The sequence below is a fragment of the Streptomyces griseiscabiei genome, from assembly GCF_020010925.1.
GTDB lineage: Bacteria > Actinomycetota > Actinomycetes > Streptomycetales > Streptomycetaceae > Streptomyces > Streptomyces griseiscabiei.
On the sequence record NZ_JAGJBZ010000003.1, the window covers coordinates 875,596 to 898,685 of the forward strand.

Sequence of the window (23,090 nt, forward strand, 5' to 3'; positions counted from 1 at the left end):
CGGCGGGGGCGGCCTTCCCTGGCGCGTTCGACTGATGGATCCTCTTTTTGGGGCTGCCGGGCACCCTGACTTGTCACGATTTACCCGCCCCTGTCGCTTCCGCTGAAGACGCGCGGGACGGGCCGGTGGTTCTCGGTCGCCCGTCGGCACCCCGCCTGCCGGTCCGGGCCGACGGCCGACCGGTGCCGACGGCCGACCCCTATCTGACACAGTGTCAGACAGTCATGAATTGAGGTAGGTGAGCACCGCAAGCACGCGCCGGTGGTCCCCGTCGCTCGGGGACAGCCCGAGCTTCAGGAAGATATTGCTGACGTGCTTCTCGACGGCCCCGTCGCTGACGACCAGCTGACGGGCGATCGCCGAGTTGGTCCGCCCCTCCGCCATCAGCCCGAGCACCTCCCGCTCGCGCGGGGTGAGCCCCGCGAGGACGTCCTGCTTCCGGCTGCGCCCGAGCAACTGCGCGACCACCTCCGGGTCCAGCGCCGTACCACCGCGCGCCACCCGCACCACCGCGTCCACGAACTCCCGGACCTCGGCCACCCGGTCCTTCAGCAGATACCCGACCCCACGACTGGACCCCGCGAGCAGCTCGGTGGCGTACCGCTCCTCCACGTACTGCGACAGCACGAGCACCCCCAGCTCCGGATGGTGCTTCCGCAGCTCCACGGCGGCCCGTACGCCTTCGTCGGTGTGCGTCGGCGGCATCCGGACATCGGCGACGACCACGTCCGGCAGACTCCCCTGCGCCGCGAACTCCGTGATCGTCTTGATCAGGGCGTTCCCGTCCCCGACCCCCGCGACGACGTCATGCCCCCGATCGGTCAGCAGCCGCGTCAGGCCCTCCCGCAGCAGCACCGAATCCTCGGCGATGACCACCCGCACCCTGTCCTCCACGCCCTGTCCCCCCACGACACCCGCCCCCACCCCGACCGCACGACAGCCCCCAGCATCCCAGCATCGGAACACCCACGGCCCACACCGACGAGAATCGGCCAACCGTAGGAGGGGTATGCGGCTTGAGGGGTGTGGGTCGAGGGGGAGCGGGTCGAGGGGGTGTGGGCTTGAGGGGAGCGGGCCGAAGGGGGAGCGGGCCGAAAAGCACGGGGCGCAGCCCCGGCTTTTCAGGGGCGCGGGGAACTGCGCGAGAACCCCCACCGAACCCGCACCCGCCCACGAACCCAGGCCCCCCACGGCGAAAGGCGCCCCCCCAGCCCCGCAGGGCGTCGCTCAGGCCGCCCGCCAGGGCAACTCCGCCGTCACCCGAGTCGGCCCCCCGGCCGGCGAGTCGACAACCAGAATCCCGTCGACCGCCCCGATCCGCTCCGCGAGCCCCGCCAGCCCGGACCCACCCCCCGAATCCGCACCCCCCACACCGTCATCGCCGACCTGCAGCATCAGCCGGTTCTCGACCCTCCACACATCCACGGTCGCCCGCGACGCCCCCGCGTGCTTGCTGACGTTCTGCAGCAGCTCGGAGACGGTGAAGTACGCGATGCCCTCGATCGCCGGCACCGGCCGCGCGGGCAGGTCCACATCCACCACCACCGGCACCGCACACCGCGAGGCCACCGCCGACAGCGCCGCGTCGAGCCCCCGGTCGGTCAGCACGGCCGGGTGGATGCCCCGCGCCAGATCCCGCAGCTCCTGCAGCGCGGTCTTCACCTCACCGTGCGCCGAGTCGACCATCACCGCCGCCGCCCGGGGGTCCTCCGCCAGCTTCTCCTTCGCCAGCCCCAGATCCATCGCCAGCGCGACCAGCCGCGCCTGCGCCCCGTCGTGCAGATCCCGCTCGATCCGCCGCAGATCAGCGGCGGCCGTGTCGACCACGACGCCCCGGTCCGACTCCAGCTCCACGACACGCGCCCCCAGCCGCGACGGTCCGAGCAGCGTGCCCACCATCACCCGGTCGACCGTCGTCAGCCCCCGCACGATCCACGGCGTGGCCATCGTGAAGAGCAGCCCCACCAGCGCGGTCACGGTCACCTCGAACGGGTTGTCCAGATACACCGAGTGCGTCTCGTCCCCGTACAGCTGCAGCCCGTCCTGCCCGGCCCACACGGGGAACACCCAGAACCAGAGCGGATACGTCAGCAGCGCCCACCCGTACGTCCAGAAGGTCACCGCCACCCCGAAGGAGAACACCGACCAGGGGAACTGCACGACCGCGTACAGCAGTTGCCGCCACGACGACCCGCTGCGCAGCAAGGCGCCCATCCAGGCCATCACCCCGCGCCCCTTCGGCCGCAGCGGCTCCGGCGCGGACACCTCCATGCCGAGCAACGCCCGCGCCCGCGCCCGCTCCAGCGCCCCGAACCCCCGGCATCCGGCGAGCCCCGCCGCCAGCACCGGCACCCCGAGGAACGTGATCAGCAGCCCCGCCCCGACCGACACCATCGTGATGGCGTACGTGAAGAGCAGGATCCCGATCGGCAGCCCCAGCAGCACATACGCCAGCTCCCGCCAGCTGCGCCCCTCGAACGGCGCCCGCAGCCCCGCCGGCACCCGACGCCGCCGCTCCTCGCCCCAGCCCCCGTACCCGTGCCCGTACTCCGCGGCCATCACCCTCGCCCACCTTCACTGTCCCGCACTCCCGATGTCGTACGTCCACACTGCTGTCCCCGGCCCGCCGGAACCATGGAGCGGGTCGGCGTCTCGACAGGGGGGTTTTCCCCACCTTCGGCCTCGACGCGGCGGAACTTGTGACCCCCGAGGCGGCGGGCCGAAAAGGCAGGGGCGCAGCCCCGCTTTTTCAGGGGCGCGGGGCTGTATCGATTTGCGGCTCCGCCGCGTGGGCGCGAGCAACCATGACGCACCCGCACCCGCCCACGAAGAAGGAGCACCCACGACGAACAGGCGCCCCCGACACCGCCGCGCGCTACCGCCCCCGCCACGGCAACTCCGCCGTCACCGTCGTAGGCCCTCCCACCGGCGACTCGATCACGAACAACCCGTCCACCGCCCCGAGCCGCTCCGCCAGCCCGGCGATCCCGCTCCCCCCGTCGAGCCGCGCACCCCCGCGCCCGTCGTCCCACACCTGGATCAGCAACCGGTCGTCGGACCGCCACACATCCACCGACGCCGCCTTCGCCCCACTGTGCTTGCTGATGTTCTGCAGCAGCTCGGACACCGTGAAGTATGCGATTCCCTCGATCGCGGCGGCCGGCCGCGCGACCAGGTCCACGGTCACCTTCACCGGCGCCGTGCACCGCGAGGCCACCGCCGACAGCGCGGCGTCCAGCCCCCGGTCGGTCAGCACCGCCGGATGGATGCCCCGCGCCAGATCCCGCAGCTCCTGCAGCGCCAGCTTCACCTCCCCGTGCGCCTCCTCCACCATCGAGGCGGCGGCGTCGGGGTCCTCCAGCAGCTTCTCCTTCGCCAGCCCGAGCCCCATCGCCAGATTCACCAGCCGCGCCTGCGCCCCGTCGTGCAGATCCCGCTCGATCCGCCGCAGATCGGCGGCGGCGGTGTCGACGACTACCCCCCGGTCGGACTCCAGTTCGGCGATCCGCCGCTCCAACTCATCGGACGGCGACAGCAGCGACCGCACCATCACCCGGTCCACGTTCGTCAGCCCCCGCACGATGTACGGCAGCACCGGCCACGCCACGAACAACCCCGTGAGGGTGATGACGAACGTCGCGATACCCCATGGCATCCGGATCAGCTCGTACAGCATCGAACGCCAGCCGACCGGATCCTTCACGCTCATCCACACCTGCGCGAAGAACCCCTCGTCGGCCCGCCGCCCGCCCCCGCGCAGCGGCAGCGGACTCGGCTCGTCCACCGCCACCCGCAGCAGCGCCCGCGCCCGCATCCGCTCCAGCCGCCCCAGCTGCCGGGCCCCCATCAGCGCGGCGGCGAGCAGCGGAAAACCGATCACCGTCAGCGTCAGGAAGGCGCTGGTGAACAGCACCGTCGTCACATACACGAACCCGAGCAGCGCGAACGGCAGATTCGCCAGCAGATGCGCGATCTCCCGCCACGTCTGGCCCCCGAACGCGAACCGCGCGGGCGGCAACGGCTCGGAGGGCGTCTGACTGGAGGGCAACGGCCGCCCGTACGGCCGCCCGGCGCCCGTCGGTGAGAAGAGGGGTTCGGTCATGCCCCTCAGCCTGCCCGTCCGCCCCCGCCCCGCGCCATGAGGTGGACCGCCCCGGCAGCCCTGGGGATAACCCCACCCCCGCGAGTGCCGACCTGTGACGGGCTGCTCACGCTCTCTTTAGCAGGGCCTAGACTCCCGTGCGTACAGATCGTCGAACAGCGGAGTACGTACGGCGTCCGCATCCCGTACGTACATGTCGCCAGGCCAGGGAGCGAGGGACGGACGTGCCGGAACAGACCGTCGTCGCCGCGACGGAACGGACCGCCCCCGTCGCGGCGGAGTACTTCCAGTCCTACTCGGTGGTCGGACTGCTCGCCGCCGTGGGCGTGCTCTTCGTCGCCGTCGCCTTCGGCGCGGGACGACTGCTCCGGCCCGAGGTCCCCACCCGCGAGAAGCTCCTGACGTACGAGTGCGGCGTCGACCCGGTCGGCGAGGGCTGGGCCCACACCCAGGTCCGCTACTACGTCTACGCCTTCCTCTACGTCATCTTCGCCATCGACTCGATCTTCCTCTTCCCCTGGGCGACGGTCTTCGCCGACCCCGGCTACGGCGCGACGACCCTGGTCGAGATGTTCGTCTTCCTCGGTTTCCTCGCCGTGGGCCTGCTCTACGCCTACAAGAAGGGCGTCCTGGCATGGACGTGACGCCACAGACGAACGCGCCGGAGCCAGGCACCGCCGAACCCGTCTCCGGGCCGGTCCTCCTCCCGGAGCCGAAGCGGCTGGGCGCCCTCGCCCGCCTCGCCCCGGAGCCGATGAAGGTGATCCTCAACTGGGGCCGCCGCTACTCCCTCTGGGTCTTCAACTTCGGCCTCGCCTGCTGCGCGATCGAGTTCATCGCCGCGTCCATGGCCCGCCACGACTTCATCCGCCTCGGCGTGATCCCCTTCGCCCCCGGCCCCCGGCAGGCGGACCTCATGATCGTCTCGGGCACGGTGACGGACAAGATGGCCCCGGCCGTGAAGCGCCTGTACGAACAGATGCCGGAACCGAAGTACGTCATCTCCTTCGGCGCCTGCTCCAACTGCGGCGGCCCCTACTGGGACTCCTACTCCGTCACCAAGGGCGTCGACCAGATCATCCCCGTCGACGTCTACGTCCCCGGCTGCCCGCCCCGCCCCGAGGCGCTTCTCCAGGGCATCCTGAAACTCCAGGAGAAGATCGCCCGGGAGTCCCTGGGCGAGCGGTACGGCACGGAGACCGGCCCGGGCCCGTCCCCGGCGGCGCTGCGGAGCGGCTTGGTGAAGCCCCCGGCGCCCGCGCCCGACGGCGCCGCCGAGGGCTCCGGGACGACCACCGAGGCCGAGGCGGGGGACAGATGACGACCGGCTGGCTGCCCGCCCCCGCCGAGGAACTCTTCGGCCCCGAGTCCACCGCGGACGAGTCGTACGGCGTCCTCACCGTGGACGTCCCGCCCGCGTCCTGGACCGAGGCGCTGCGCACGGCCCGCTCCACGCTGGGCTGCACGTACTTCGACTGGCTGAGCGCGGTCGACGAACCGGGCACGGGCTTCCGCGTCGCGGCCCACGTGGTAGCACTCTCCCCGGTCCGCCGCCTCCTCCTGCGCACCACGGTCCCGCACGACACCCCGGTCCTGCCGACCGCCGTCGACGTCTACGCGGGCGCGGCCTGGCACGAACGCGAGACCCACGAAATGTTCGGCGTCCGCTTCGAGGGCCACCCCGCCCTGGACCACCTGCTCCTCCCCGAGAACTTCGAGGGCCACCCCCTCCGCAAGGACTTCGTCCTCGCCGCCCGCGTCGCCAAGGCCTGGCCCGGCGCGAAGGAACCCGGCGAATCCGAGCACGGCGGCCCCAGACGCCGCCAGATGCTCCCGCCCGGCGTCCCCGACCCCAACGACTGGGGCCCCCTCAAGGGCCAGCTCCCCCCGGCCCCGGCCCGCCCGTCCCGAGCCACACCCCCCGGCGCCCGCCCAACCCGCCGCCCCACAACAGACCCCACCTCCAACCCCCCACGCCGCTCCCGCTCGGCGTCAGAGGGTTCGGCGACCCAGCCGCCCCCGGCCGCGACGACGCCGACCGATCCGGCGGCACCTGGTGCTTCGCCGTCCCCGCGTCGCACCCGCTCGGCGGCGGAGGGGTCGGCGAGCCAGACGTCACCGGCCCCGACGACACCGGCCGATCCGCCCGCACCGGGAGCTTCCCCCTCCCCACGCCGTACCCGCTCGGCGGCGGAGGGCTCAGCCAGCCAATCCGCGCCGGGCGCGACGCCCGACACTCCCGCGCCACCTCGCCGCACCCGCAGCGCAGCGTCAGGCTCGGCGAGTCAGCGCGAGACCCCCACGGGGACCCCTGCCGCCCCTGAACCGCAGGGAGCCGAGCGGCAGACGGGCACCCCCGAGGTGCAGACCGGCAGCGCCGAGTCCTCCGGCGCCGCCGAACCCTCGCCGCGTCCGCGCCCCGCCCGCCCCACGGCCCGCAGCGCGGACGCGCCCTGGCACCACGCCCGCCCGGCCTTCGACGAGCCCGAGCCCCAGGCCGAAGCCGAGCCGCAGCGCGAAGCCCAGCCCCAGCCCCAGCGCGAAGCCGAGCCGGGCCTTCAGCCAGAACCGAAGGCCGAGCCCACCGGGCAACCCGGGCAGGAACACCCCACCACCGACTCCGACACGGCCCCCGCGCCCCCGGACGAGGACGACGCGCCCCAGGACTCGCACGCACCCCCCACCCCCGAAGCCCCGACCACCGACACCGACACCGATACCCCCCGACCCCCCGCGGGAGGCACGCAGTGAACGACGCTCTGGACGTCGCCCTGCGACTCCTCATCGTCTTCGTCGTCTTCCTGACCTTCCCCTTGATCATCGGCCAGACCGAGCACAAGGTGATGGCCCACATGCAGGGCCGCCTCGGCCCCATGTACGCCGGCGGCTTCCACGGCTGGGCCCAACTCGTCGCGGACGGCGTGAAGTTCGCGCAGAAGGAAGACATCGTCCCGGCCGGCGCCGACCGCCGTGTCTTCCAGCTCGCCCCCGCCGTGGCCCTCCTCCCCTACCTCCTCGTCCTCCTCGCCATCCCGATCGGCCCCGGCGAGGGCGCCGTCGGCGAGGTCGTCGACGCGGGCATCTTCTTCGTCCTCGCGGTGATGGGCGTGGGAGTTCTGGGCTCACTGATGGCCGGCTGGGCGTCCGCCAACAAGTTCTCCCTCCTCGGCGGCCTCCGCACCGCCGCCCAGCTCCTCGCCTACGAACTCCCGATGCTCCTCACCGCCGCCTCGGTGGCGATGGCGGCCGGCACGGTCTCCCTCGTCGGCATCGTGGACGCCTTCGAGTGGTGGTGGCTCCCCTGGCAGATCGTCGGCGCGATCGTCTTCTTCGTCGCCGGCCTCGCCGAACTCCAGCGCCCGCCCTTCGACATGCCCGTCGCCGACTCGGAGATCATCTTCGGCGCCTACACCGAGTACACCGGCCTCCGCTTCGCCCTGTTCCTCCTCGCCGAGTACGCCGGCATCGTCGTCCTGTGCGGCCTGACCACCGTCCTCTTCCTCGGCGGCTGGCACGGCCCCTGGGCCGCCGACGGCCTCGGCTGGGTCTGGACCCTCCTGAAGACGGCCCTGCTCGCCTTCGTCGTCATCTGGCTCCGCGTGACCTACCCCCGTCTGCGCGAGGACCAGCTCCAGAAGCTCTCCTGGACCCTCCTGGTCCCCCTCTCCCTCGCCCAGATCGCCCTCACCGGCACAGTCAAGGTGGTGTTCCTCTGATGGCCCCCATCCCTGGCTCCGGCCTGGCCAAGGGCCTGGCCGTCACCCTCCGCACGATGACGCGCAAGACCGTCACCGAGCAGTACCCGGACGTCCAGCCCGAACTCCCGCCCCGCACCCGCGGCGTCATCGGGCTCTTCGAGGAGAACTGCACGGTCTGCATGCTGTGCGCCCGCGAGTGCCCGGACTGGTGCATCTACATCGACTCCCACAAGGAGACCGTCCCGCCCGCCGCCCCCGGTGGCCGCGAGCGCAGCCGCAACGTCCTCGACCGCTTCGCCATCGACTTCTCCCTCTGCATGTACTGCGGTATCTGCATCGAGGTCTGCCCCTTCGACGCCCTCTTCTGGTCCCCGGAGTTCGAGTACGCCGAGACCGACATCCACGAACTCACCCACGAGCGCGACAAGCTCCGCGAGTGGATGTGGACCGTCCCCTCCCCACCGGCCCTCGACCCCGCCGCCGAGGAACCCAAGGAACTGGCCGCCGCCCGCAAGACCGCCGAGAAACTCGCCGCGACCCGGGCCCAGGCCGAGCCGAAGCCGGACGACGACCCCGAGGGAGCAGCCTCATGACCCTCGCCCAGGCATCCCACGACGTCCTCGCCCAGGCATCCCAGGGCTTCCTCTCCCCGACCGGCGTCGAGATCGCCTTCCTCCTCGTCGGTGTCGTCACCTTCGGCGCCGCGATCGTCACCGTCACCACCCGCCAGCTCGTGCACGCCGCTCTCTGGCTGGTGGTCGCGCTCGGCGGACTCGCCGTCGAGTACCTCCTGCTCACCGCCGAGTTCATCGCCTGGGTGCAGGTCCTCATCTACGTCGGCTCCGTCGTCGTCCTCCTCCTCTTCGGACTGATGCTCACCAAGGCCCCCATCGGCCGCTCCCCGGACGCCGACTCCGGCAACCGCTGGGCCGCCCTCACCGTGGCCCTCGCCTCCGCCGCCGCCCTCGTCTGGGTCGTCGTCGACGCCTTCCGCACCACCTGGATCGACCTCGACGGCCCCGCCGCCGGCTCCACGAAGGCCACCGGAGAGAGCCTCTTCCAGAACTGGGTCCTCCCCTTCGAGGCCCTCTCCGTCCTCCTCCTCGCCGCCCTGGTCGGCGCGATCGTCCTCTCCCGCAAAGCGAAGGCCGACGCACTCCCCACGGCACCCACGGCACCCACCGCGCCCACGGCAGCCACCGCGCCCAAGGCCCCCGAGGCAGCCGACGGAGGCGACCGCTGATGCACCTCGCCTACCCCGTCGTCCTCTCCGCCCTCCTCTTCTGCACCGGCCTCTACGGCGTCCTCGCCCGCCGCAACGCGATCCTCGTCCTGATGTCCGTCGAGCTGATGCTCAACGCCGTCAACCTCAACCTCGTCGCCTTCGACGTCTGGCTCAGCAAGGCCGCCGAGGAGACCCTGCACTCCGGCCAGGCCCTGACCCTGTTCACGATCACCATCGCCGCCGCCGAGATCGGCATCGGCCTGGCGATCGTGCTGGCCGTCCACCGCAACCGCGGCACCGCCGACATCGACAAGCTCCGTGACACGGCCGAGGGCCACGGGACCGACGGCTCCGAAGACCCCGACGGTCCCGAAGACCCCGCCGAAGCCGACGAACCCGGCGGGCCCGAGCGGAGCGAGAAGGCTGAGGCCAGCGCGTGACCACGACCACCCTCGCCGTCCTCGTCCCCCTCCTCCCGTTCCTCGGCGCCGCCGCCGGCCTGCTCCTCGGCCGCACCGCCCCCGGCTTCGTCCGCCCCCTCGCCGTACTCCCGACCCTCACGGCCTTCGCCCTGGCCGTCCTGGTCGCCGTACGCCAGGGCGGCGACGCCGCCGTGAACGCGGCCACGCAGCTCACCCCCACCGGCTCGGTCCCGATCGACCTCGCCCTGCACATCGACGGCTTCGCCGCCCTCGTCGCCGTCCTGGTCGGCCTGGTCGCCACCTGTGTGCAGATCTACTCGACGGGCTATCTGCGCGACGACTCGCGCTACCCCTCCTACGCCGCCCTCGTCTCCCTCTTCACCTCCGCGATGCTCCTCGTCGTCTACTCCGGCGACCTGATGGTGCTCCTGGTCGGCTGGGAGATCATGGGCATCTGCTCGTACTTCCTGGTCGGCCACTACTGGGAGACCCCCGAGGCCCGCGCCGCCTCCCTGAAGGCCTTCCTGGTCACCAAGCTCGGCGACGTCCCCTTCCTCATCGGTCTGTTCGCGCTCGCCACGGACGCCGGGTCGTTCCGCATCACCCGGATCCTGGCCACCGTCGCCGAAGGCGGCCTGGACCACCCCACTCTGATCGCCCTGCTGCTCCTCGCCGGAGTCGCCGGAAAGTCCGCCCAGTTCCCCCTCCACACCTGGCTCCCCGACGCGATGGCGGGCCCCACGCCCGTCTCCGCGCTGATCCACGCCGCGACGATGGTCGCCGCCGGTGTCTACTTCGTCGCCCGTCTCCTCCCGGTCTTCGCCGCCTCCTCGGCGGCCCTGCTCGTCCTCGCCGTCATGGCCGCGCTCACCATGGTGGGCTCGGGCCTCGCCGCGCTCGCCCAGGACGACATCAAGCGCGTCCTCGCGTACTCGACGATCGGCCAGCTCGGCTATATGACCGGCGCCCTCGCCGTCGGCGACCGCGGTGCCGCCGTCTTCCACCTCATCTCCCACGGCGCCTTCAAGGCCCTGCTGTTCCTGGCGGCCGGCGTGATCATCCACGCCGCCGGCACCAACTCCCTGGCCGCCATGTCCCGCATGAGCCACCTCCGCGCCCGTGTCCCCGACGCCTTCTGGACGATGACCGTGGCGCTCCTCGCGCTCGCCGCGATCCCGCCCTTCAGCGGCTTCTTCTCCAAGGAGTCCGTCCTCGGCGCCGCCGAGCACGCCGCCACCGGCCACGCCGAGCCCGTCCCCGGCGCCGCGGGCTGGACCGTCCTGGTCGCCGGCGTCCTCACCGCCCTGCTCACCGCCGCCTACGCGACCCGCCTGTGGCTGCTCGCCTTCCACGGCAAGGGCACCGAGGCCCCCGACCACGGCCGTCAGCCCCGCACGATGACCGTGGTGCTGTGGGTGCTCGCCGTCCCCTCCCTCGCTTTCGGCGCGCTCGCCTACGGCACGCTTCCCGACTGGTTCGACGGCGACGACCTGGCCCCCACCCTCACCACGTCCGTCCTCGGCACGGGCACCGCCCTGATCGGCGCCCTGACGATGTACGCGGCCTGGCGGTCCGCCGGAGCCAGGGCGGCGGCCCGCACCCCGCTGGGCGCGGTCGCGGCCCACCCGGAGGCGGACGCCGCGACTGTCGAGGCGGAGGCCATCGCGAGCCACACCCCGGCCTACGGAGACGTGGCCTCGGCCCCCGACCCGGCGGACCCGGGCCGCCTCCTGCTCGGCCCGCTGCACCGCCACGCCGCCGCCGGCTTCCACCTCGACGCCGTCTACACGGCCCTCTTCGTCCGCCCGGTCCAGGCCGGCGCGAGCCTCGTCCGGTTCCTCGACCGCGAGGTCGTCGACACCTATGTGAACGGCGCGGGCGCCCTGCCCCGCCTGCTGGGCACGGCCGTCCGCAAGGCCCAGACCGGCAACGTCCAGACCTATGTGAGCGCGCTGCTCGCCGGCACCGTCGTCCTGGTGGTCGCCGCCCTCGTTGTCGCCACGGGAGCGTGAGCAGGCGTGATCGATATCAACGAGTCCGTGATGCAGGTCCTTCTGGCGTTGATCGTCGTCGGCCCGCTCATCGGCGCCGCCGCCGCTCTCCTGCCGGCCCCGCCCGGACTCAAGGGGAAGTCACCCGAGCAGGCCGTGCTCCGCCACGGAATCGTGGTGACCGGAGCCGTCCTCATCGCCGCGATCGTCCTCGCGCTCGGCTTCGACCACGACCAGCCGTCGAAGATGCAGGCCAGCACGGACATCAGCTGGATCCCGGCGCTCGACGTACGCATCCACCTCGGCATCGACGGCATCTCCCTCCCCCTTCTGGTCCTGACCGCGCTGCTGGCCTTCCTCTGCGCGCTCTACTCCTACTTCAAGATGCCTTCGGGCCCGTCCCCGAAGGCCTTCGTCGCGCTCCTGCTCGTCCTGGAGTCCGGCACCCTCGCCACCTTCGCCGTCCTCGATCTGCTCCTCTTCTTCCTCGCGTTCGAGATGGTGCTCATCCCGATGTACTTCCTCATCGCCCGCTGGGGCGGTGAGCGACGCACACAGGCCGCCTGGAAGTTCATCCTCTACACCCTGCTCGGTTCCGTGGTCATGCTGCTGGGCCTGCTCCTGATCGGGATCAGGGCGGGCACATTCGACATGGTGGCACTCGCCACTGACAATCACCCTGAACTGACCACATCCGTGCAGGTCATCGCCGCTTTGTCCATCGGGATCGGGCTCGCGGTGAAGACCCCGATGTGGCCGCTGCACAGCTGGCTGCCGGACGCCCACACCGCCGCCCCGACCGTCGGCTCGGTCCTGCTGGCCGGTGTCCTGCTGAAGATGGGCACCTACGGGTTCGTCCGCATCCTGCTGCCGATCACCCCGGACGGGTTCCGCACCTTCGCGCCGTACCTGGCCGCCTTCGCGGTCGTCGGCGTCATCTACGGCTCGCTCGCCTGCCTCGCCCTCGCCAGGCAGGGCGCGAAGGGCGACCTCAAGCGCCTCATCGCGTACTCCTCCGTCGGCCACATGGGCTTCGTCCTCCTCGGCATCGCCACGATGACGCCGACCGGCGTCAACGGCGCCCTGTTCGCCAACATCGCCCACGGCCTCATCACCGGCCTGCTGTTCTTCCTGGTCGGCGCCCTGAAGGACCGCACCGGCACCACCGACCTGGACACCCTCGCGCGGGAGACCGGCGCCGCCCTCTACGGCCGGGCACCGCGCCTCGGCGGCCTGCTCGCCTTCGCCGCCGTCGCCTCGCTCGGGCTCCCCGGACTCGCCGGGTTCTGGGGCGAGATGCTGGCCCTGTTCGGCGCGTTCGAGCCAGCCGAGGGCCTCAGCCGCCCCGCCTTCCTCACCTTCATGACGATCGCCGCGTTCGGCACCCTCCTCACCGCCGCGTACCTGCTGATCGTGGTCCGCCGCGTCTGTATGGGCGCCGCCCCGCAGGAACCGCCGAACCCGCAGGACGGGCCGCTCCTCGCGGACGTACAGCCGTACGAGTTCGCGGCCTGGACCCCGCTCGTCGCCCTCACCGTCCTCGCCGGCCTCTGGCCCGCGGCCCTCCTCGGACTGACCGACCCGGCCGTGCAGCAGCTCCTCGCAGGAGGCACCCGTTGAGCCCCTTGGCCCAGCCGCCGCTCCAGGCCGAGACCATGGCCGAGACCCTGGCCGGGTCCGTCGCGCAGTCGGTCGTCCAGTCCGTCGACTGGGTCGCCGTCGCGCCGCCCACGATCGCCGCGGTCGTCGGCCTCGCCGTCCTCGTCGCCGACCTGTTCACGGGCGACGCGAGGAAGGCCGTACTCGGCTGGACCTCCGTCGCGGGCCTCGCCGCCTCCCTGCTGGCCCTCCTGCCCCTCCTGGACGGCGACCGCGCCACCTTCTGCCTCACCGGCGCCCCCGAGGTCTGCAGCTACACCGCCGACCGCTTCACCCTCGTCGTGCAGTTCCTGGTCCTCGGCGGCGCCCTCCTCGCCGCCCTGCTGTCGATGACGGCCCTGACGGACGAGAAGAGGACCCTGCCCGCGGGGGAGTTCTGGTTCCTGCTGCTGTCCTCCGCGGCCGGTGCGGCCCTCCTGCCCGCCTCCCGCGACCTCGCGACCCTCGTCGTCGCCCTGGAGGTCGCCTCCCTGCCCGCCTTCGCCCTCGTCGGCATCCGGCAGGGCGACCGGCGGTCCTCCGAGGCGGCCCTGAAGTTCTTCCTGTCGTCCGTCACCGCGACCGCCGTCAGCCTCCTCGGCATCAGCTTCGTCTACGCCACCACAGGCACCCTCTACCTCACCGAGATCGCCGACCGCGTCCAGGACGTCGACGGCCAGCTGCACACCCTCACCCAGGCCGGCGTCGTCCTCACTCTCATCGGCTTCGCCTTCAAGACGGCCGCCGTCCCCTTCCACTTCTGGGTCCCCGACACCTACGTCGGCGCCCCCCTGCCCGTCGCCGCCTACCTCTCCGTCGTCGGCAAGGCGGTCGGCTTCTCCGGGCTGATCCTCATCACCGTCGTCGCCCTCCCGTCGTACGCCGACGTCTGGGGCCCCGCCCTCGCCGCCCTGGCCGCCCTCACCATGACCGTCGGCAACCTCGGCGCCCTGCGACAGCGCCCCACGCGCGCGTACAGCGCGGTCCGGCTGCTCGCCTGGTCCTCCGTCGGCCAGGCCGGCTACCTCCTGGTGCCGATCGCGGCCGCCGCGTACGCCGACGACCCCGCCGACGCCGAGAAGGCCGTCGGCGCCACCGTCGCCTACGCCCTGATGTACGCGGCGGTCAACCTGGGCGCCTTCGCCGTGGCCGCCCTGGTCGGCCGCACGAAGTGCCTGAACCGCCTCGGCGACTACCGCGGCCTGTACGCGTCGAACCCGCTGGCCGCCCTGCTCCTGGCCTTCTTCCTGCTCTGCCTCGCCGGACTGCCGCCGGGCGTCATCGGACTGTTCGCCAAGGTCACCGTCTTCTCGGCGGCCGTCGACGCGGGCCTCGGCTGGCTCGCCGTCGTGATGGCCGTCAACGTAGTGATCGCCCTCTTCTACTACCTCCAGTGGACGGCCCTGCTGTTCCGCGCGCCCGAGGGCGCGACCGAGCCGCACCGCGTCCCCGCGCCCCTCACCGCCGCGCTCGCCCTCACCGCGATCGCCGGCCTCGCCCTGTCCGGCGCCCCCCAGCTGATCCTGCGCTTCGCCGACACCGCCCTCTTCTAGAACGCCCCGCTCACCCGCCCGGCCCTCCCGCCGGGCCGCGCGCACAAGGGAACTAGTGCCCCCCGCCTGGCGTTGACCAGTACGGGAGGGTCCACTGAGAAGTGGAGTCAACAGCAACAGAAGGCAAAGGGTTCCCCCGCCGCACGACTTGGAGGGCGTACCGTGCACCGCCGGCACAACGGGCTCAGGACCGCCGTACTCCTCGGGGGACTGTCCGCACTCATCATCGTCATAGGAAGCCTCTTCGGCCGTACGGGACTGATCATCGCGGTCCTCGTCGCCCTCGGCACGAACGCGTACGCGTACTGGAACAGCGACAAGCTGGCTCTACGCGCGATGCGCGCGCGCCCGGTGAGCGAGTTCGAGGCCCCGGCGCTCTACCGCATGGTCCGTGAGCTGTCGATGCAGGCCCGCCAGCCCATGCCCCGGCTGTACATCTCCCCGACGGACGCCCCGAACGCGTTCGCGACCGGCCGGAACCCGCGCAACGCGGCGGTGTGCTGCACCGACGGCATCCTCCGCCTGCTCGACGAGCGCGAGCTGCGCGGTGTCATCGGCCACGAGCTGAGCCATGTGTACAACCGCGACATCCTCATCTCGTCGGTGGCCGGCGCCCTCGCCTCCGTGATCATGTTCCTGGTGAACTTCGCCTGGCTGATCCCCATCGGCCGCTCGGACGACGACGACGGCCCCGGCCTCCTCGGCATGCTGCTGATCATGATCCTGGGCCCGCTCGCCGCGAGCCTCATCCAGCTCGCGATCAGCCGCTCCCGGGAGTACGAGGCGGACGCCTCCGGCGCCCAGCTCACCGGCGATCCACTTGCGCTCGCCAGCGCCCTTCGCAAACTGGAAACAGGGACCAAACAGCTTCCGCTGCCCCCGGAGCCCCGGATCGAGACCGCGAGCCACATGATGATCGCGAACCCCTTCCGGCCGGGCCGGGGATTCTCCAAAATGTTCTCGACACATCCGCCGATGGCAGAACGCATCGCCCGACTCGAGAAGATGGCAGGTCGCCCCCAGTGAAGACCATTCTGAACATCATCTGGCTGATCCTCAGCGGCTTCTGGCTCTTCGTCGGCTATCTGTTCGCAGGATTGCTCCTGTGCATCACGATCATCGGAATCCCCTTCGGCATCGCCGCGTTCCGGATCGGCATCTACGCCCTGTGGCCCTTCGGGTACAGCGCGGTCGAGCGCCGTGACGCGGGAGCGCCCTCCTGCCTCGGCAACGTCCTGTGGCTGCTCCTGGCGGGCTGGTGGCTGGCCCTGACCCATATCACCACCGGTCTGATTCTCTGCCTGACGATCATCGGCATCCCGTTCGGCATCGCCAACTTCAAGCTCGTCCCGGTCTCGCTGATGCCCCTGGGCCGCGAGATCGTCCGCTCGGACCAGCCGTTCGGCCAGCAGCGCTGGTAGCGAGGCCCGCCGGGGAGGGCGGGCGGAGCCGCGTTCAGCCGCTCCGCCGCGCCCACCACCGCCGTACGCCGTACGCCGCCGCCCCCACCGCCAGCACGGCGGCACCCGCGCCGACCGAGGACACGGGCAGCGCGAACGCCAGCACGGCACACCCGACGAGCCCGACCGCCGGCACCACACGTGCGGCGGGCGCCGAACCGAGCGTCCAGGCGGACGCGTTGGCGACCGCGTAGTACGCGAGGACACCGAAGGACGAGAACCCGATCGCGCCCCGGACGTCGGCCGTGGCCGCCAGTACGGCGACCACGGCACCGACGGCGAGCTCCGCCCGGTGCGGCACCCGGAAGCGCGGGTGCACGGCGGCCAGCGCGCCCGGCAGATGCCGGTCCCGGGCCATCGCGAGGGTGGTCCGGGAGACGCCCAGGACGAGCGCCAGCAGCGACCCGAGCGCGGCCACGGCCGCCCCCACCCGCACCACGGGCACCAGCCCCTCCGCCCCGGCCGCCCGTACCGCGTCGGCCAGCGGAGCCGAGGACCGCGCCAGCCCGTCGGAGCCCAGCACCGAGAGCACGGCGACCGCCACGGCCGCGTACACGACCAGCGCGATGCCCAGCGCGAGCGGGATCGCGCGCGGGATCGTGCGCGCCGGGTCCCGGACCTCCTCGCCGAGCGTCGCGATCCGCGCGTACCCGGCGAACGCGAAGAACAGCAGTCCGGCCGCCTGGAGCACCCCGCCCACGCCCCCCGACACCCCGACGTCCAGCCGCCCGGCACCGGCCTCCCCGGACCCCAGGCAGACGACGACCACGGCGGCGAGCACCGCCAGCACCACCGCCACGATCGCCCGCGTCAGCCAGGCCGCCTTCCGCACACCGCCGTAGTTCACGGCGGTCAGCGCCACCACGGCCGCCACCGCCACGGCGTGCGCCTGCCCCGGCCACACATACGCGCCCACGGTCAGCGCCATCGCCGCGCAGGAGGCCGTCTTGCCGACGACGAACGACCAGCCGGCCAGGTATCCCCAGAAGTCCCCGAGCCGCTCACGCCCATACACGTACGTGCCGCCCGACGCCGGATACACGGCCGCCAGCCGCGCCGACGACATCGCGTTGCAGTACGCGACCACGGCGGCGACCCCGAGCCCCGGCAGCAGTCCCGACCCGGCCGCGCGCGCCGCCGGTCCGGGCGCGGCGAAGATCCCCGCGCCCACCATCGCCCCGAGCCCGACGACCACCGCGTCCCCGACCCCGAGCGTCCGCCGCAGCCCAACACCCGATCCGGCCTGTGTCATGCGCCGCACCCTACGGATCGCCGCAACCGCCGGACGTCGCCCGGACGTCCACCCGGACAACAGGGCGTGACGACAAGGCACGACGACAAGGCACGCCAGGACGTGGTGTGGGGGGAAACACAGCACGAGTACCGCACGGGTACGGCACGAAAGGGCAGGTGCACGGCATGAGCATCATCGGCTGGATCGTTCTGGGGCTGTTGGCCGGCGCCATCGCCAAGTTCCTGCTGCCGGGCCGGGACCCGGGCGGCCTCCTCGGCACCACCCTCATCGGCGTCGCGGGCGCCTTCATCGGCGGCTGGATCTCCGCCCGCTGGCTGGACCACCCGATCTCCGAGAACTTCTACGACGGCGCCACCTGGGCCGCCGCGGTCGGCGGCTCCCTGGTCCTGCTGATCGCCTACCGCATCCTCTTCGGCCACTCCCGCCGCTGACCGCGAAAGGGGTGGGTCCCCCGGCCGGAACCGAACCGGGGGACCCACCCGTCGATCACCTGATCACCGGTAGTTGACGTACCGTCCGCTTGATCCTCTGACCTGCACGTGACCCCTGGAAGGGGGGTTGACGTGCAGAAACTACTGCCAGTAGTTGCCACCGTTGCGCAGCGTCTTTCGGGACCTTGTGCCCTGAGTGTGCCCTCGCGTGCCCGCAGTCCTCCGACTCCGCTCGTCTGCCTCGCGCAGACAGAGCGGCGCCGCCCGATGCTCGACACATCGAACGGCGCCTTGATCCAGACGCACCCCTGATCAAGGAGTCCAGACCATGAGCACCACCGTACAGAGATTCCCTGCCTCGCTCGGCGAGGTCCTCGCCGACGCCGACGCGACCGCAACAACTCTCGATGCGACCCGCATCCGGGCAGGCATCACCGTGGGCCAGGCGCTCGAGGCGGAGGAGCGGGAGGCCGTTCGCCGGTCCGTCGACGCGCAGTTCCCGATCGTGGCCGCCTTCCTCGCCGAGGAGTCCGCGAAGTGCCCGGAGTGGTGCCTGCGGTCCCTAGAGACGGAGCCCCACCCCGACCACGTGAGCGCCAGCGTCGCGGTGTCCGCGCCCGGCGAGGCCGCCCCGTATCTCGACGCCCGCCTTCTGCACCTGGCGGGTGAGGGCCAGCCGTTCATCGGCCTCGCCGGGGCCCGCCTGACCCCGCTGCAGGCCCGCGTCGAGGCGAAGAAGCTGCGCGCACTGGCCGGAAGCCTCGAGGGCCTGGCCGGATACCTCGACGCCACGGCGGTGGTGGAGCGTGCCTCGAGCCGTGTCCTCGGGCTCGAGGAGCCGGGCCACTACGCGTGGTGTGCGCCGGGGAAGTGCTTCGAGCGCAGTTGGAAGAGCGGCGAGACCTTGCTCGAGCACCAGAGTGCCGAGGTCGTACTTCGCTCTCCGCTGGGCACGAGCAGCGCGCCGGGCGCACTGATCAGCGCCTGCCTGTACGCGGACAGCGACTACGCCGTGCCGGGCCTGTCGTTCGACTCGGGAGCCGAGGGCGTAGCTCTGGCCCCGGAGCCGGTCGGCGAGGTCATCGCGGACTTCGAGGCGTTCCTCGAGGGCCTGCGCGCCCTGCACGGGCAGATGGGCCAGGAGGAACCGCCCGCCGGGCCGGGCGGTTCCTGCAGCGGCCTCGGCGGGACGTGCGTCACGGACCACACCGTGCCGCCGCGCCTGCCTGAAGACCTCCACTGCGACGGGCCGCGCGTGACGATGGCCGGCGACTTGGGCGAGGAGTTCCCCGACGTCTACCTGAGCCAGTGGGTTGGCGAGGCCCCGCGCGTCGTCGTCGACGGGAGCAGGCAGGACCTCGACCTTCACGGCCTGGACGAGATGCTGTCGAACCTCCACGCCTACGAGGTGCGCCTGCGCGCCATGCGCGAGCAGCTGGCGGCGCTGGAAGGTGGGGCCCGATGAGCCGGCGCACGATCACCCTGACGACCGTCGACCACGGGGACGTCACGCTTCCTGAGCCGTCCTGGTGCGTCGGCCACGACGACCACCAGCCGGACAGCCACCGCTCCGACATCCTCCACCGGGGCCCGGAGGTCGAACTGCTCTTCCGGGGCGCCGAGGTCCTCACCGCGTGCCTGGCGCACTCGCCCTACGCGACATCCACGGACCCCGGGTTGGGCGGCCGGACGGTCGGCGTCTCGGTGTACCCGCCGGGCCGGACGCTGGCCCCGGTCGGCCTGTACGAACTCGCCGCCGCGCTCGACAGCTACGCGGACCAGGTCCGCGGACTCGCCGAGCAGCTGACCGCGGTCCTCGCCGGAGGTGAGGACCAGTGAGCGAGCAGACCACCAACCCGGGTAACGCCCACGACCTCCGCGCGCTCCTGGCGGTCGTCCTCGAGGCGCTCACCCTCCCGTACGGTGCCGACGACTACGACCGGCGCATCCTCGAGCGGGCCGCGCTCACACGCACGGTCGTCGCGGCAGCGCTCGCCGAAGCGCCCGCAGACCTCGCCTGGAACGCGGACTACCTGAGCGGCAAGCTCGCCGCCGAGCAGGCCGACGCGGAAGAGCGCGAGAAGAACCGGTGCGGTCGCTGCCGGAAGCCGTTCGACCAGGACGACACGGCGTTCGACGGCCGTGCCCGCCACGCCGACACCCCGCACTGCCGCGGGTGCGTCGACAACTGCCACGAGGGCAGCGCGGAACACGTCTGCGTGATCTGCGACCCGAAGCGGTACGGGGGTAGCCGGTGAAGCGGGACCCCCTGCTGTGGGCCGCGCTGGTCGCGGTCCTGGTCGTCCTCGCCTCGGCGGAGTACCGGCTGGCGGTGGCGTGCGGCTTCGGCCAGTACGTCGCCGCCGGCGTCCCCGCAGCCCTCGACGTCTACGCGCTCGCCGCGCTGCGGGCCCGCCGGGACGTCCTGGCGGTCGTAGCCGTGCTCATCGGCGTGAACGCTGCGAGCCATCTCGTCGAGGTCGGTCTCCTGCCCGTCGACGTGCCGCTCGTGGTCGCCGTATCGGCGGTCGCCCCGCTCGTGCTGTGGCGCGTCCACCGCCTCGGCGAGCACCACCAGGAGCCCGCCCCCGCCCCCGCGCCCGCCGTATCCGCCGTACCCGAGGCGTACCCGCCCGTCGAGGTACAGCGGGATACACCGGCCCCCGAGCCGGTCGAGCAGGCGCCCGTGCTGCCTGTCCTCGGCCCGTTCGCCAGCCTCGAGGAACTCCCGCGTACCCGCCCGTACCCGGCCGCGTATCCGCCCGCTGAGCAGGAGGAACACGAGCGCGCCGAGGACGCCGTACCCGCCCCGGCTACCGACTCGGATACACCGGATACGCTCCCGCTCCCGCCCGGATACGCACGCGCCGACGGCGCCGAGGACGACCTCACCGAGCAGGCCCGGACCGACTTCGCGCAGCTGCTCGCCGACGGCCGCGCACCCTCGATCCGGTCCCTCAGGGATACGTACTCGATCGGCCAGCCACGCGCGCAACGCATCCAAGGCGAACTCGTCGGCTCGTGATCCTCGCCGCGTTCTTCGGGCTCTCCGCCCTGCTCGCCCTCCTCGGGCTGTGCGCTGTCGCGCTCCACGACGTCCCCCGCATCTCCGGGACCGTCGCCCTGATCATCACCTTGGCCGCGCTCGGCGCGGTCACCCTCCGCTGAGGACTCCACCTTGAACTACGTCACCTTCGGCGGCGTCACCGTCGGCCTCTGCCTGCTCATCCACCAGGTCGTCACCTGGTGGCCCGGCCGCAAGGCCCTGACGAAGGACCCCGCCAAGCACGCGGCCCGGCTCCTGCCGTTCCTCGCGGCCTGGTGCTACGGCGCCTTGACCACGCTCGGCGTCGGCGGCCTGGTCGGGCTCATCTCCGGCACGATCCTCGGCCTGTCCAACTGGCTCGGCGACGTCGCCCTCGTCTGGGGTGTCGGCGGCGCCGGGGGCCAGTCGGCGGCCCGCGCCACGTTCGTCCCGCTGTCCGGGCCCGGCCTGGGCATCGTGCTCATCCTGACGGCCGCGTTCGCGGCGGCCGTGAAGAAGGCCGGCGACGGCACCGCGGGCGTACTGAAGCGCGGCGCATGGTGTGGCATCACCCTGGGCACGTCGGCCGGGGTCGCCGGGTTCGCCGCCGTACCCATCGCGCAGGCCGTGAACTGGCTCGGCGACCACATCTACGCGGCGTTCTGATGGGCGGCAGCAAGCGGGCCGACGAGGAGCCGGAGGAGCCGTCCAGGGCGGCCGGGGCCTTGGTCCTGGTGGTCCTCGCGGTGGCCGCCGCCGGGGCCGTGTTCACCGTCTCCTCCACGGCCGGAGTGCTCTCGCTGTGGGCCGTCGCCGTCGCCGCGCTGTGGCGGTCCGCCCGCCGCATGTCCGATTCGTCCGCCACTCCCCCACCGAGAGGGGCGGCCCCCGATTCCGGTGAAGCTGCACGTCGCAGGCTGAAGAAGGCGAGAGGGGTGTACGACCCGAACGGGGTTATGTGCACCTACCACCCAACCCCCGAGGGGGAGGTGAACGAGCCATGATCCGACGCTTCCTCGCCCGAGTCCTCGAGTACTGCGGCGACTGCGGATGGTGGGTGGAGAACTGCCCCCATCAGAAGTGACCCCGCACCACAGAACGGCCCCCGGCCGGTAGACACCTACCGGCTGGGGGCCGTTCGGCCTGCGGCCCACCACCGGGGGACCCGGTCCGGCCGCGCCGCCTGGGAAGCGTCGCGCGGCCGGACCGGGGGTCTGTTCGTGCCGGGAGCCTTCCCGGCCGGGGTGCCGGTCCGGCCGCCGGCCCCCGTGGGGAGGGTCGGCGGCCGGACCGGGAGAAGGCGGCGCCGCCGGGGACGAGCATCCACCTTCTTCGGGACCGGCCACCGTCAGAGGGGGGCCACCAATCGGACGTCAGACCGGTCCCGAAGTCACTGGGTCTTGGCGCAGCCGGGGCAGGCGTACACGCCGACACTGCGATTGTGGGCGCCCCAGTAGCCGACGGCTATGCCCGCGTACACGGCATCGTCCTCGAGGGCCGTGCCGCACCAGACACAGCGTGTCCCGTCCTGCTGGTCGCGTGTCAGACCCCAGACGGTGGGGAGGGCGCGCTGAGCCACGGTCACCGCCGGCGCTTCCGGCGCGCCGGGTGGTGGTTGCGGATCTCGACGTTGTAGTCCGACACCCGGGACAGGTCGCCCCGTGCTATGGCATCCGTACGCTGCCGGACCAGCGCGGCGCACACCCCGCAGTCGTCCGGCGGTGTCGGTTCGTCCAGCGGGAGACCGAGCGTGACCGGCGGCTCCTGCATCGTCTGCTGACGGGTCATCCGAGTACCTCCGCAGAAAGTAGTCCGCCCGGCACAAAGCAGGCGGCGAGGATGGTGGGATCCGTCAGGCGCCCGCTTCCGTGCGGCCGTGCGAGCCACACGCGGCCGTGCGTCGGACGGTTGACGGGCGGGCAGTACAGCGGCCACCCCGGCGGATGCACGGTGAGCCGGGCGACGTCGTCCAGGTGCTCCTCGGCGTCAAGCGGGACGAGCCACCAGGCGCGCTCGGCGGCCGGGTAGGCGAGCACCGGCCCGAGGATGTCGGGGGGCATCCGCTGCATCGCGTCCATGGTGCGGAAGAACGGCGCCTCCACTGCGAGCCAGCGCACACCGGAAGGAACGAGCGCGAGTTCGCCGGCCGACCATGCGCGGCGCACAGTGCCAGGGGAGGGAGCGCAGTCCGCGAGCCAGTCGCGGCCTGCGTAGCGCGTGCCTGGGTTGCGGGTCGGTGTGGCCATGACCAGGAACGTAGAGAGCCGGGCAGGGCGGGCGCGCGCCGATT

27 protein-coding genes are annotated in these 23,090 nt (G+C 72.3%); 20 read left to right on the forward strand and 7 right to left on the reverse strand.

Annotated elements, in window-relative coordinates:
- Positions 1 to 222: 222 nt before the first annotated feature.
- From J8M51_RS37775 to J8M51_RS37785, 3 genes are all read right to left on the reverse strand, one after another.
- The gene (locus J8M51_RS37775; RefSeq protein ID WP_308114338.1) at positions 223 to 882 is read right to left on the reverse strand and encodes a response regulator transcription factor; all 660 of its coding nucleotides are present in this window, start codon (positions 880 to 882) and stop codon (positions 223 to 225) included.
- A gap of 345 nt (positions 883 to 1,227) precedes the next feature.
- Positions 1,228 to 2,559, reverse strand: coding sequence for a sensor histidine kinase (locus J8M51_RS37780; RefSeq protein WP_267299851.1), 1,332 nt, complete (start codon positions 2,557 to 2,559; stop codon positions 1,228 to 1,230).
- Between the two features lie 316 nt (positions 2,560 to 2,875).
- Positions 2,876 to 4,102, reverse strand: a complete 1,227-nt coding sequence (locus J8M51_RS37785) for a sensor histidine kinase (RefSeq protein ID WP_216591724.1) — start codon at positions 4,100 to 4,102, stop codon at positions 2,876 to 2,878.
- A 224-nt stretch (positions 4,103 to 4,326) separates the two neighbouring features.
- Here J8M51_RS37785 and J8M51_RS37790 point away from each other — a divergent pair, with 224 nt between their 5' ends.
- From J8M51_RS37790 to J8M51_RS37845, 12 genes are all read left to right on the forward strand, one after another.
- Positions 4,327 to 4,746 (forward strand): NADH-quinone oxidoreductase subunit A, encoded by a 420-nt coding sequence (locus J8M51_RS37790; protein WP_216591725.1) that lies wholly within the window; start codon positions 4,327 to 4,329, stop codon positions 4,744 to 4,746.
- Positions 4,737 to 5,423, forward strand: coding sequence for an NADH-quinone oxidoreductase subunit B (locus tag J8M51_RS37795; RefSeq protein WP_086765137.1), 687 nt, complete (start codon positions 4,737 to 4,739; stop codon positions 5,421 to 5,423). The genes J8M51_RS37790 and J8M51_RS37795 overlap by 10 nt, the downstream gene beginning before the upstream one ends.
- Positions 5,420 to 6,853: an NADH-quinone oxidoreductase subunit C gene (locus tag J8M51_RS37800; protein ID WP_267299852.1), complete on the forward strand. Its 1,434-nt coding sequence runs from the start codon at positions 5,420 to 5,422 to the stop codon at positions 6,851 to 6,853. The genes J8M51_RS37795 and J8M51_RS37800 overlap by 4 nt, the downstream gene beginning before the upstream one ends.
- Entirely contained in the window at positions 6,850 to 7,818 is a 969-nt protein-coding gene (locus tag J8M51_RS37805; protein ID WP_216589278.1) for a complex I subunit 1/NuoH family protein, read from the forward strand. The genes J8M51_RS37800 and J8M51_RS37805 overlap by 4 nt, the downstream gene beginning before the upstream one ends.
- Entirely contained in the window at positions 7,818 to 8,393 is a 576-nt protein-coding gene (locus tag J8M51_RS37810; protein ID WP_086751806.1) for a NuoI/complex I 23 kDa subunit family protein, read from the forward strand. The genes J8M51_RS37805 and J8M51_RS37810 overlap by 1 nt, the downstream gene beginning before the upstream one ends.
- Entirely contained in the window at positions 8,390 to 9,043 is a 654-nt protein-coding gene (locus tag J8M51_RS37815; protein ID WP_086751808.1) for an NADH-quinone oxidoreductase subunit J family protein, read from the forward strand. The genes J8M51_RS37810 and J8M51_RS37815 overlap by 4 nt, the downstream gene beginning before the upstream one ends.
- Positions 9,043 to 9,465: an NADH-quinone oxidoreductase subunit NuoK gene (nuoK, locus tag J8M51_RS37820; protein ID WP_086751810.1), complete on the forward strand. Its 423-nt coding sequence runs from the start codon at positions 9,043 to 9,045 to the stop codon at positions 9,463 to 9,465. The genes J8M51_RS37815 and nuoK overlap by 1 nt, the downstream gene beginning before the upstream one ends.
- Positions 9,462 to 11,459: an NADH-quinone oxidoreductase subunit 5 family protein gene (locus J8M51_RS37825; RefSeq protein WP_086751812.1), complete on the forward strand. Its 1,998-nt coding sequence runs from the start codon at positions 9,462 to 9,464 to the stop codon at positions 11,457 to 11,459. Before nuoK ends, J8M51_RS37825 begins: the two co-directional genes overlap by 4 nt.
- A 6-nt stretch (positions 11,460 to 11,465) precedes the next feature.
- Entirely contained in the window at positions 11,466 to 13,058 is a 1,593-nt protein-coding gene (locus tag J8M51_RS37830; RefSeq protein ID WP_086751814.1) for a complex I subunit 4 family protein, read from the forward strand.
- 35 nt (positions 13,059 to 13,093) lie between these two features.
- The gene (locus tag J8M51_RS37835; protein WP_086751866.1) at positions 13,094 to 14,629 is read left to right on the forward strand and encodes an NADH-quinone oxidoreductase subunit N; all 1,536 of its coding nucleotides are present in this window, start codon (positions 13,094 to 13,096) and stop codon (positions 14,627 to 14,629) included.
- Positions 14,630 to 14,791: 162 nt separating this feature from the next.
- Entirely contained in the window at positions 14,792 to 15,655 is an 864-nt protein-coding gene (gene htpX / locus J8M51_RS37840; protein ID WP_086751816.1) for a zinc metalloprotease HtpX, read from the forward strand.
- Positions 15,652 to 16,050, forward strand: a complete 399-nt coding sequence (locus J8M51_RS37845) for a YccF domain-containing protein (RefSeq protein WP_086751818.1) — start codon at positions 15,652 to 15,654, stop codon at positions 16,048 to 16,050. Before htpX ends, J8M51_RS37845 begins: the two co-directional genes overlap by 4 nt.
- A 34-nt stretch (positions 16,051 to 16,084) precedes the next feature.
- On the opposite strand, the gene J8M51_RS37850 is transcribed toward J8M51_RS37845, so the two are convergent.
- A complete protein-coding gene (locus J8M51_RS37850) occupies positions 16,085 to 17,341 on the reverse strand; it encodes an APC family permease (RefSeq protein ID WP_267299853.1) in 1,257 nt (418 codons plus the stop codon).
- 167 nt (positions 17,342 to 17,508) lie between these two features.
- On the opposite strand from J8M51_RS37850, the gene J8M51_RS37855 reads away from it, so the two are divergent.
- From J8M51_RS37855 to J8M51_RS37890, 8 genes are all read left to right on the forward strand, one after another.
- Positions 17,509 to 17,775 (forward strand): GlsB/YeaQ/YmgE family stress response membrane protein, encoded by a 267-nt coding sequence (locus J8M51_RS37855; protein WP_086751868.1) that lies wholly within the window; start codon positions 17,509 to 17,511, stop codon positions 17,773 to 17,775.
- A 328-nt stretch (positions 17,776 to 18,103) separates the two neighbouring features.
- Positions 18,104 to 19,240 (forward strand): hypothetical protein, encoded by a 1,137-nt coding sequence (locus tag J8M51_RS37860; RefSeq protein ID WP_086751822.1) that lies wholly within the window; start codon positions 18,104 to 18,106, stop codon positions 19,238 to 19,240.
- Positions 19,237 to 19,614: a DUF6907 domain-containing protein gene (locus J8M51_RS37865; protein WP_086751824.1), complete on the forward strand. Its 378-nt coding sequence runs from the start codon at positions 19,237 to 19,239 to the stop codon at positions 19,612 to 19,614. Before J8M51_RS37860 ends, J8M51_RS37865 begins: the two co-directional genes overlap by 4 nt.
- The gene (locus J8M51_RS37870; RefSeq protein ID WP_086751826.1) at positions 19,611 to 20,033 is read left to right on the forward strand and encodes a hypothetical protein; all 423 of its coding nucleotides are present in this window, start codon (positions 19,611 to 19,613) and stop codon (positions 20,031 to 20,033) included. Before J8M51_RS37865 ends, J8M51_RS37870 begins: the two co-directional genes overlap by 4 nt.
- Positions 20,030 to 20,800, forward strand: a complete 771-nt coding sequence (locus J8M51_RS37875) for a hypothetical protein (RefSeq protein WP_267299854.1) — start codon at positions 20,030 to 20,032, stop codon at positions 20,798 to 20,800. Before J8M51_RS37870 ends, J8M51_RS37875 begins: the two co-directional genes overlap by 4 nt.
- On the forward strand, positions 20,797 to 20,943 hold the full coding sequence (locus J8M51_RS37880) for a hypothetical protein (RefSeq protein WP_179202858.1): 147 nt from the start codon (positions 20,797 to 20,799) through the stop codon (positions 20,941 to 20,943). The genes J8M51_RS37875 and J8M51_RS37880 overlap by 4 nt, the downstream gene beginning before the upstream one ends.
- A gap of 10 nt (positions 20,944 to 20,953) precedes the next feature.
- Complete coding sequence (locus tag J8M51_RS37885; protein ID WP_086751828.1) at positions 20,954 to 21,466, forward strand: hypothetical protein; 513 nt, start codon at positions 20,954 to 20,956, stop codon at positions 21,464 to 21,466.
- Positions 21,466 to 21,804 carry a hypothetical protein gene (locus J8M51_RS37890; protein WP_086751830.1) on the forward strand — a complete coding sequence of 113 codons (339 nt, stop codon included), beginning with the start codon at positions 21,466 to 21,468 and terminating at the stop codon, positions 21,802 to 21,804. The genes J8M51_RS37885 and J8M51_RS37890 overlap by 1 nt, the downstream gene beginning before the upstream one ends.
- Positions 21,805 to 22,190: 386 nt before the next feature.
- On the opposite strand, the gene J8M51_RS37895 is transcribed toward J8M51_RS37890, so the two are convergent.
- From J8M51_RS37895 to J8M51_RS37905, 3 genes are read right to left on the reverse strand one after another with little or no spacing between them, the layout of a single operon-like run.
- Positions 22,191 to 22,385: a hypothetical protein gene (locus J8M51_RS37895; protein WP_086751832.1), complete on the reverse strand. Its 195-nt coding sequence runs from the start codon at positions 22,383 to 22,385 to the stop codon at positions 22,191 to 22,193.
- Positions 22,382 to 22,588 carry a hypothetical protein gene (locus J8M51_RS37900; RefSeq protein WP_086751835.1) on the reverse strand — a complete coding sequence of 69 codons (207 nt, stop codon included), beginning with the start codon at positions 22,586 to 22,588 and terminating at the stop codon, positions 22,382 to 22,384. The genes J8M51_RS37895 and J8M51_RS37900 overlap by 4 nt, the downstream gene beginning before the upstream one ends.
- Positions 22,585 to 23,046, reverse strand: a complete 462-nt coding sequence (locus J8M51_RS37905; protein WP_086751837.1) for a hypothetical protein — start codon at positions 23,044 to 23,046, stop codon at positions 22,585 to 22,587. Before J8M51_RS37905 ends, J8M51_RS37900 begins: the two co-directional genes overlap by 4 nt.
- Positions 23,047 to 23,090 lie beyond the last annotated feature (44 nt).

Bases quoted from the DNA above. Each gene is read 5' to 3' on its own strand.
- J8M51_RS37780 (WP_267299851.1), bottom strand. From the start codon at position 2,559: ATGGCCGCGGAGTACGGGCACGGGTACGGGGGCTGGGGCGAGGAGCGG.
- J8M51_RS37785 (WP_216591724.1), bottom strand. From the start codon at position 4,102: ATGACCGAACCCCTCTTCTCACCGACGGGCGCCGGGCGGCCGTACGGG.
- J8M51_RS37795 (WP_086765137.1), top strand. From the start codon at position 4,737: ATGGACGTGACGCCACAGACGAACGCGCCGGAGCCAGGCACCGCCGAA.
- J8M51_RS37800 (WP_267299852.1), top strand. From the start codon at position 5,420: ATGACGACCGGCTGGCTGCCCGCCCCCGCCGAGGAACTCTTCGGCCCC.
- J8M51_RS37810 (WP_086751806.1), top strand. From the start codon at position 7,818: ATGGCCCCCATCCCTGGCTCCGGCCTGGCCAAGGGCCTGGCCGTCACC.
- J8M51_RS37815 (WP_086751808.1), top strand. From the start codon at position 8,390: ATGACCCTCGCCCAGGCATCCCACGACGTCCTCGCCCAGGCATCCCAG.
- nuoK (WP_086751810.1), top strand. From the start codon at position 9,043: ATGCACCTCGCCTACCCCGTCGTCCTCTCCGCCCTCCTCTTCTGCACC.
- J8M51_RS37835 (WP_086751866.1), top strand. From the start codon at position 13,094: ATGGCCGAGACCCTGGCCGGGTCCGTCGCGCAGTCGGTCGTCCAGTCC.
- J8M51_RS37850 (WP_267299853.1), bottom strand. From the start codon at position 17,341: ATGACACAGGCCGGATCGGGTGTTGGGCTGCGGCGGACGCTCGGGGTC.
- J8M51_RS37855 (WP_086751868.1), top strand. From the start codon at position 17,509: ATGAGCATCATCGGCTGGATCGTTCTGGGGCTGTTGGCCGGCGCCATC.
- J8M51_RS37860 (WP_086751822.1), top strand. From the start codon at position 18,104: ATGAGCACCACCGTACAGAGATTCCCTGCCTCGCTCGGCGAGGTCCTC.
- J8M51_RS37865 (WP_086751824.1), top strand. From the start codon at position 19,237: ATGAGCCGGCGCACGATCACCCTGACGACCGTCGACCACGGGGACGTC.
- J8M51_RS37890 (WP_086751830.1), top strand. From the start codon at position 21,466: ATGGGCGGCAGCAAGCGGGCCGACGAGGAGCCGGAGGAGCCGTCCAGG.
- J8M51_RS37900 (WP_086751835.1), bottom strand. From the start codon at position 22,588: ATGACCCGTCAGCAGACGATGCAGGAGCCGCCGGTCACGCTCGGTCTC.
- J8M51_RS37905 (WP_086751837.1), bottom strand. From the start codon at position 23,046: ATGGCCACACCGACCCGCAACCCAGGCACGCGCTACGCAGGCCGCGAC.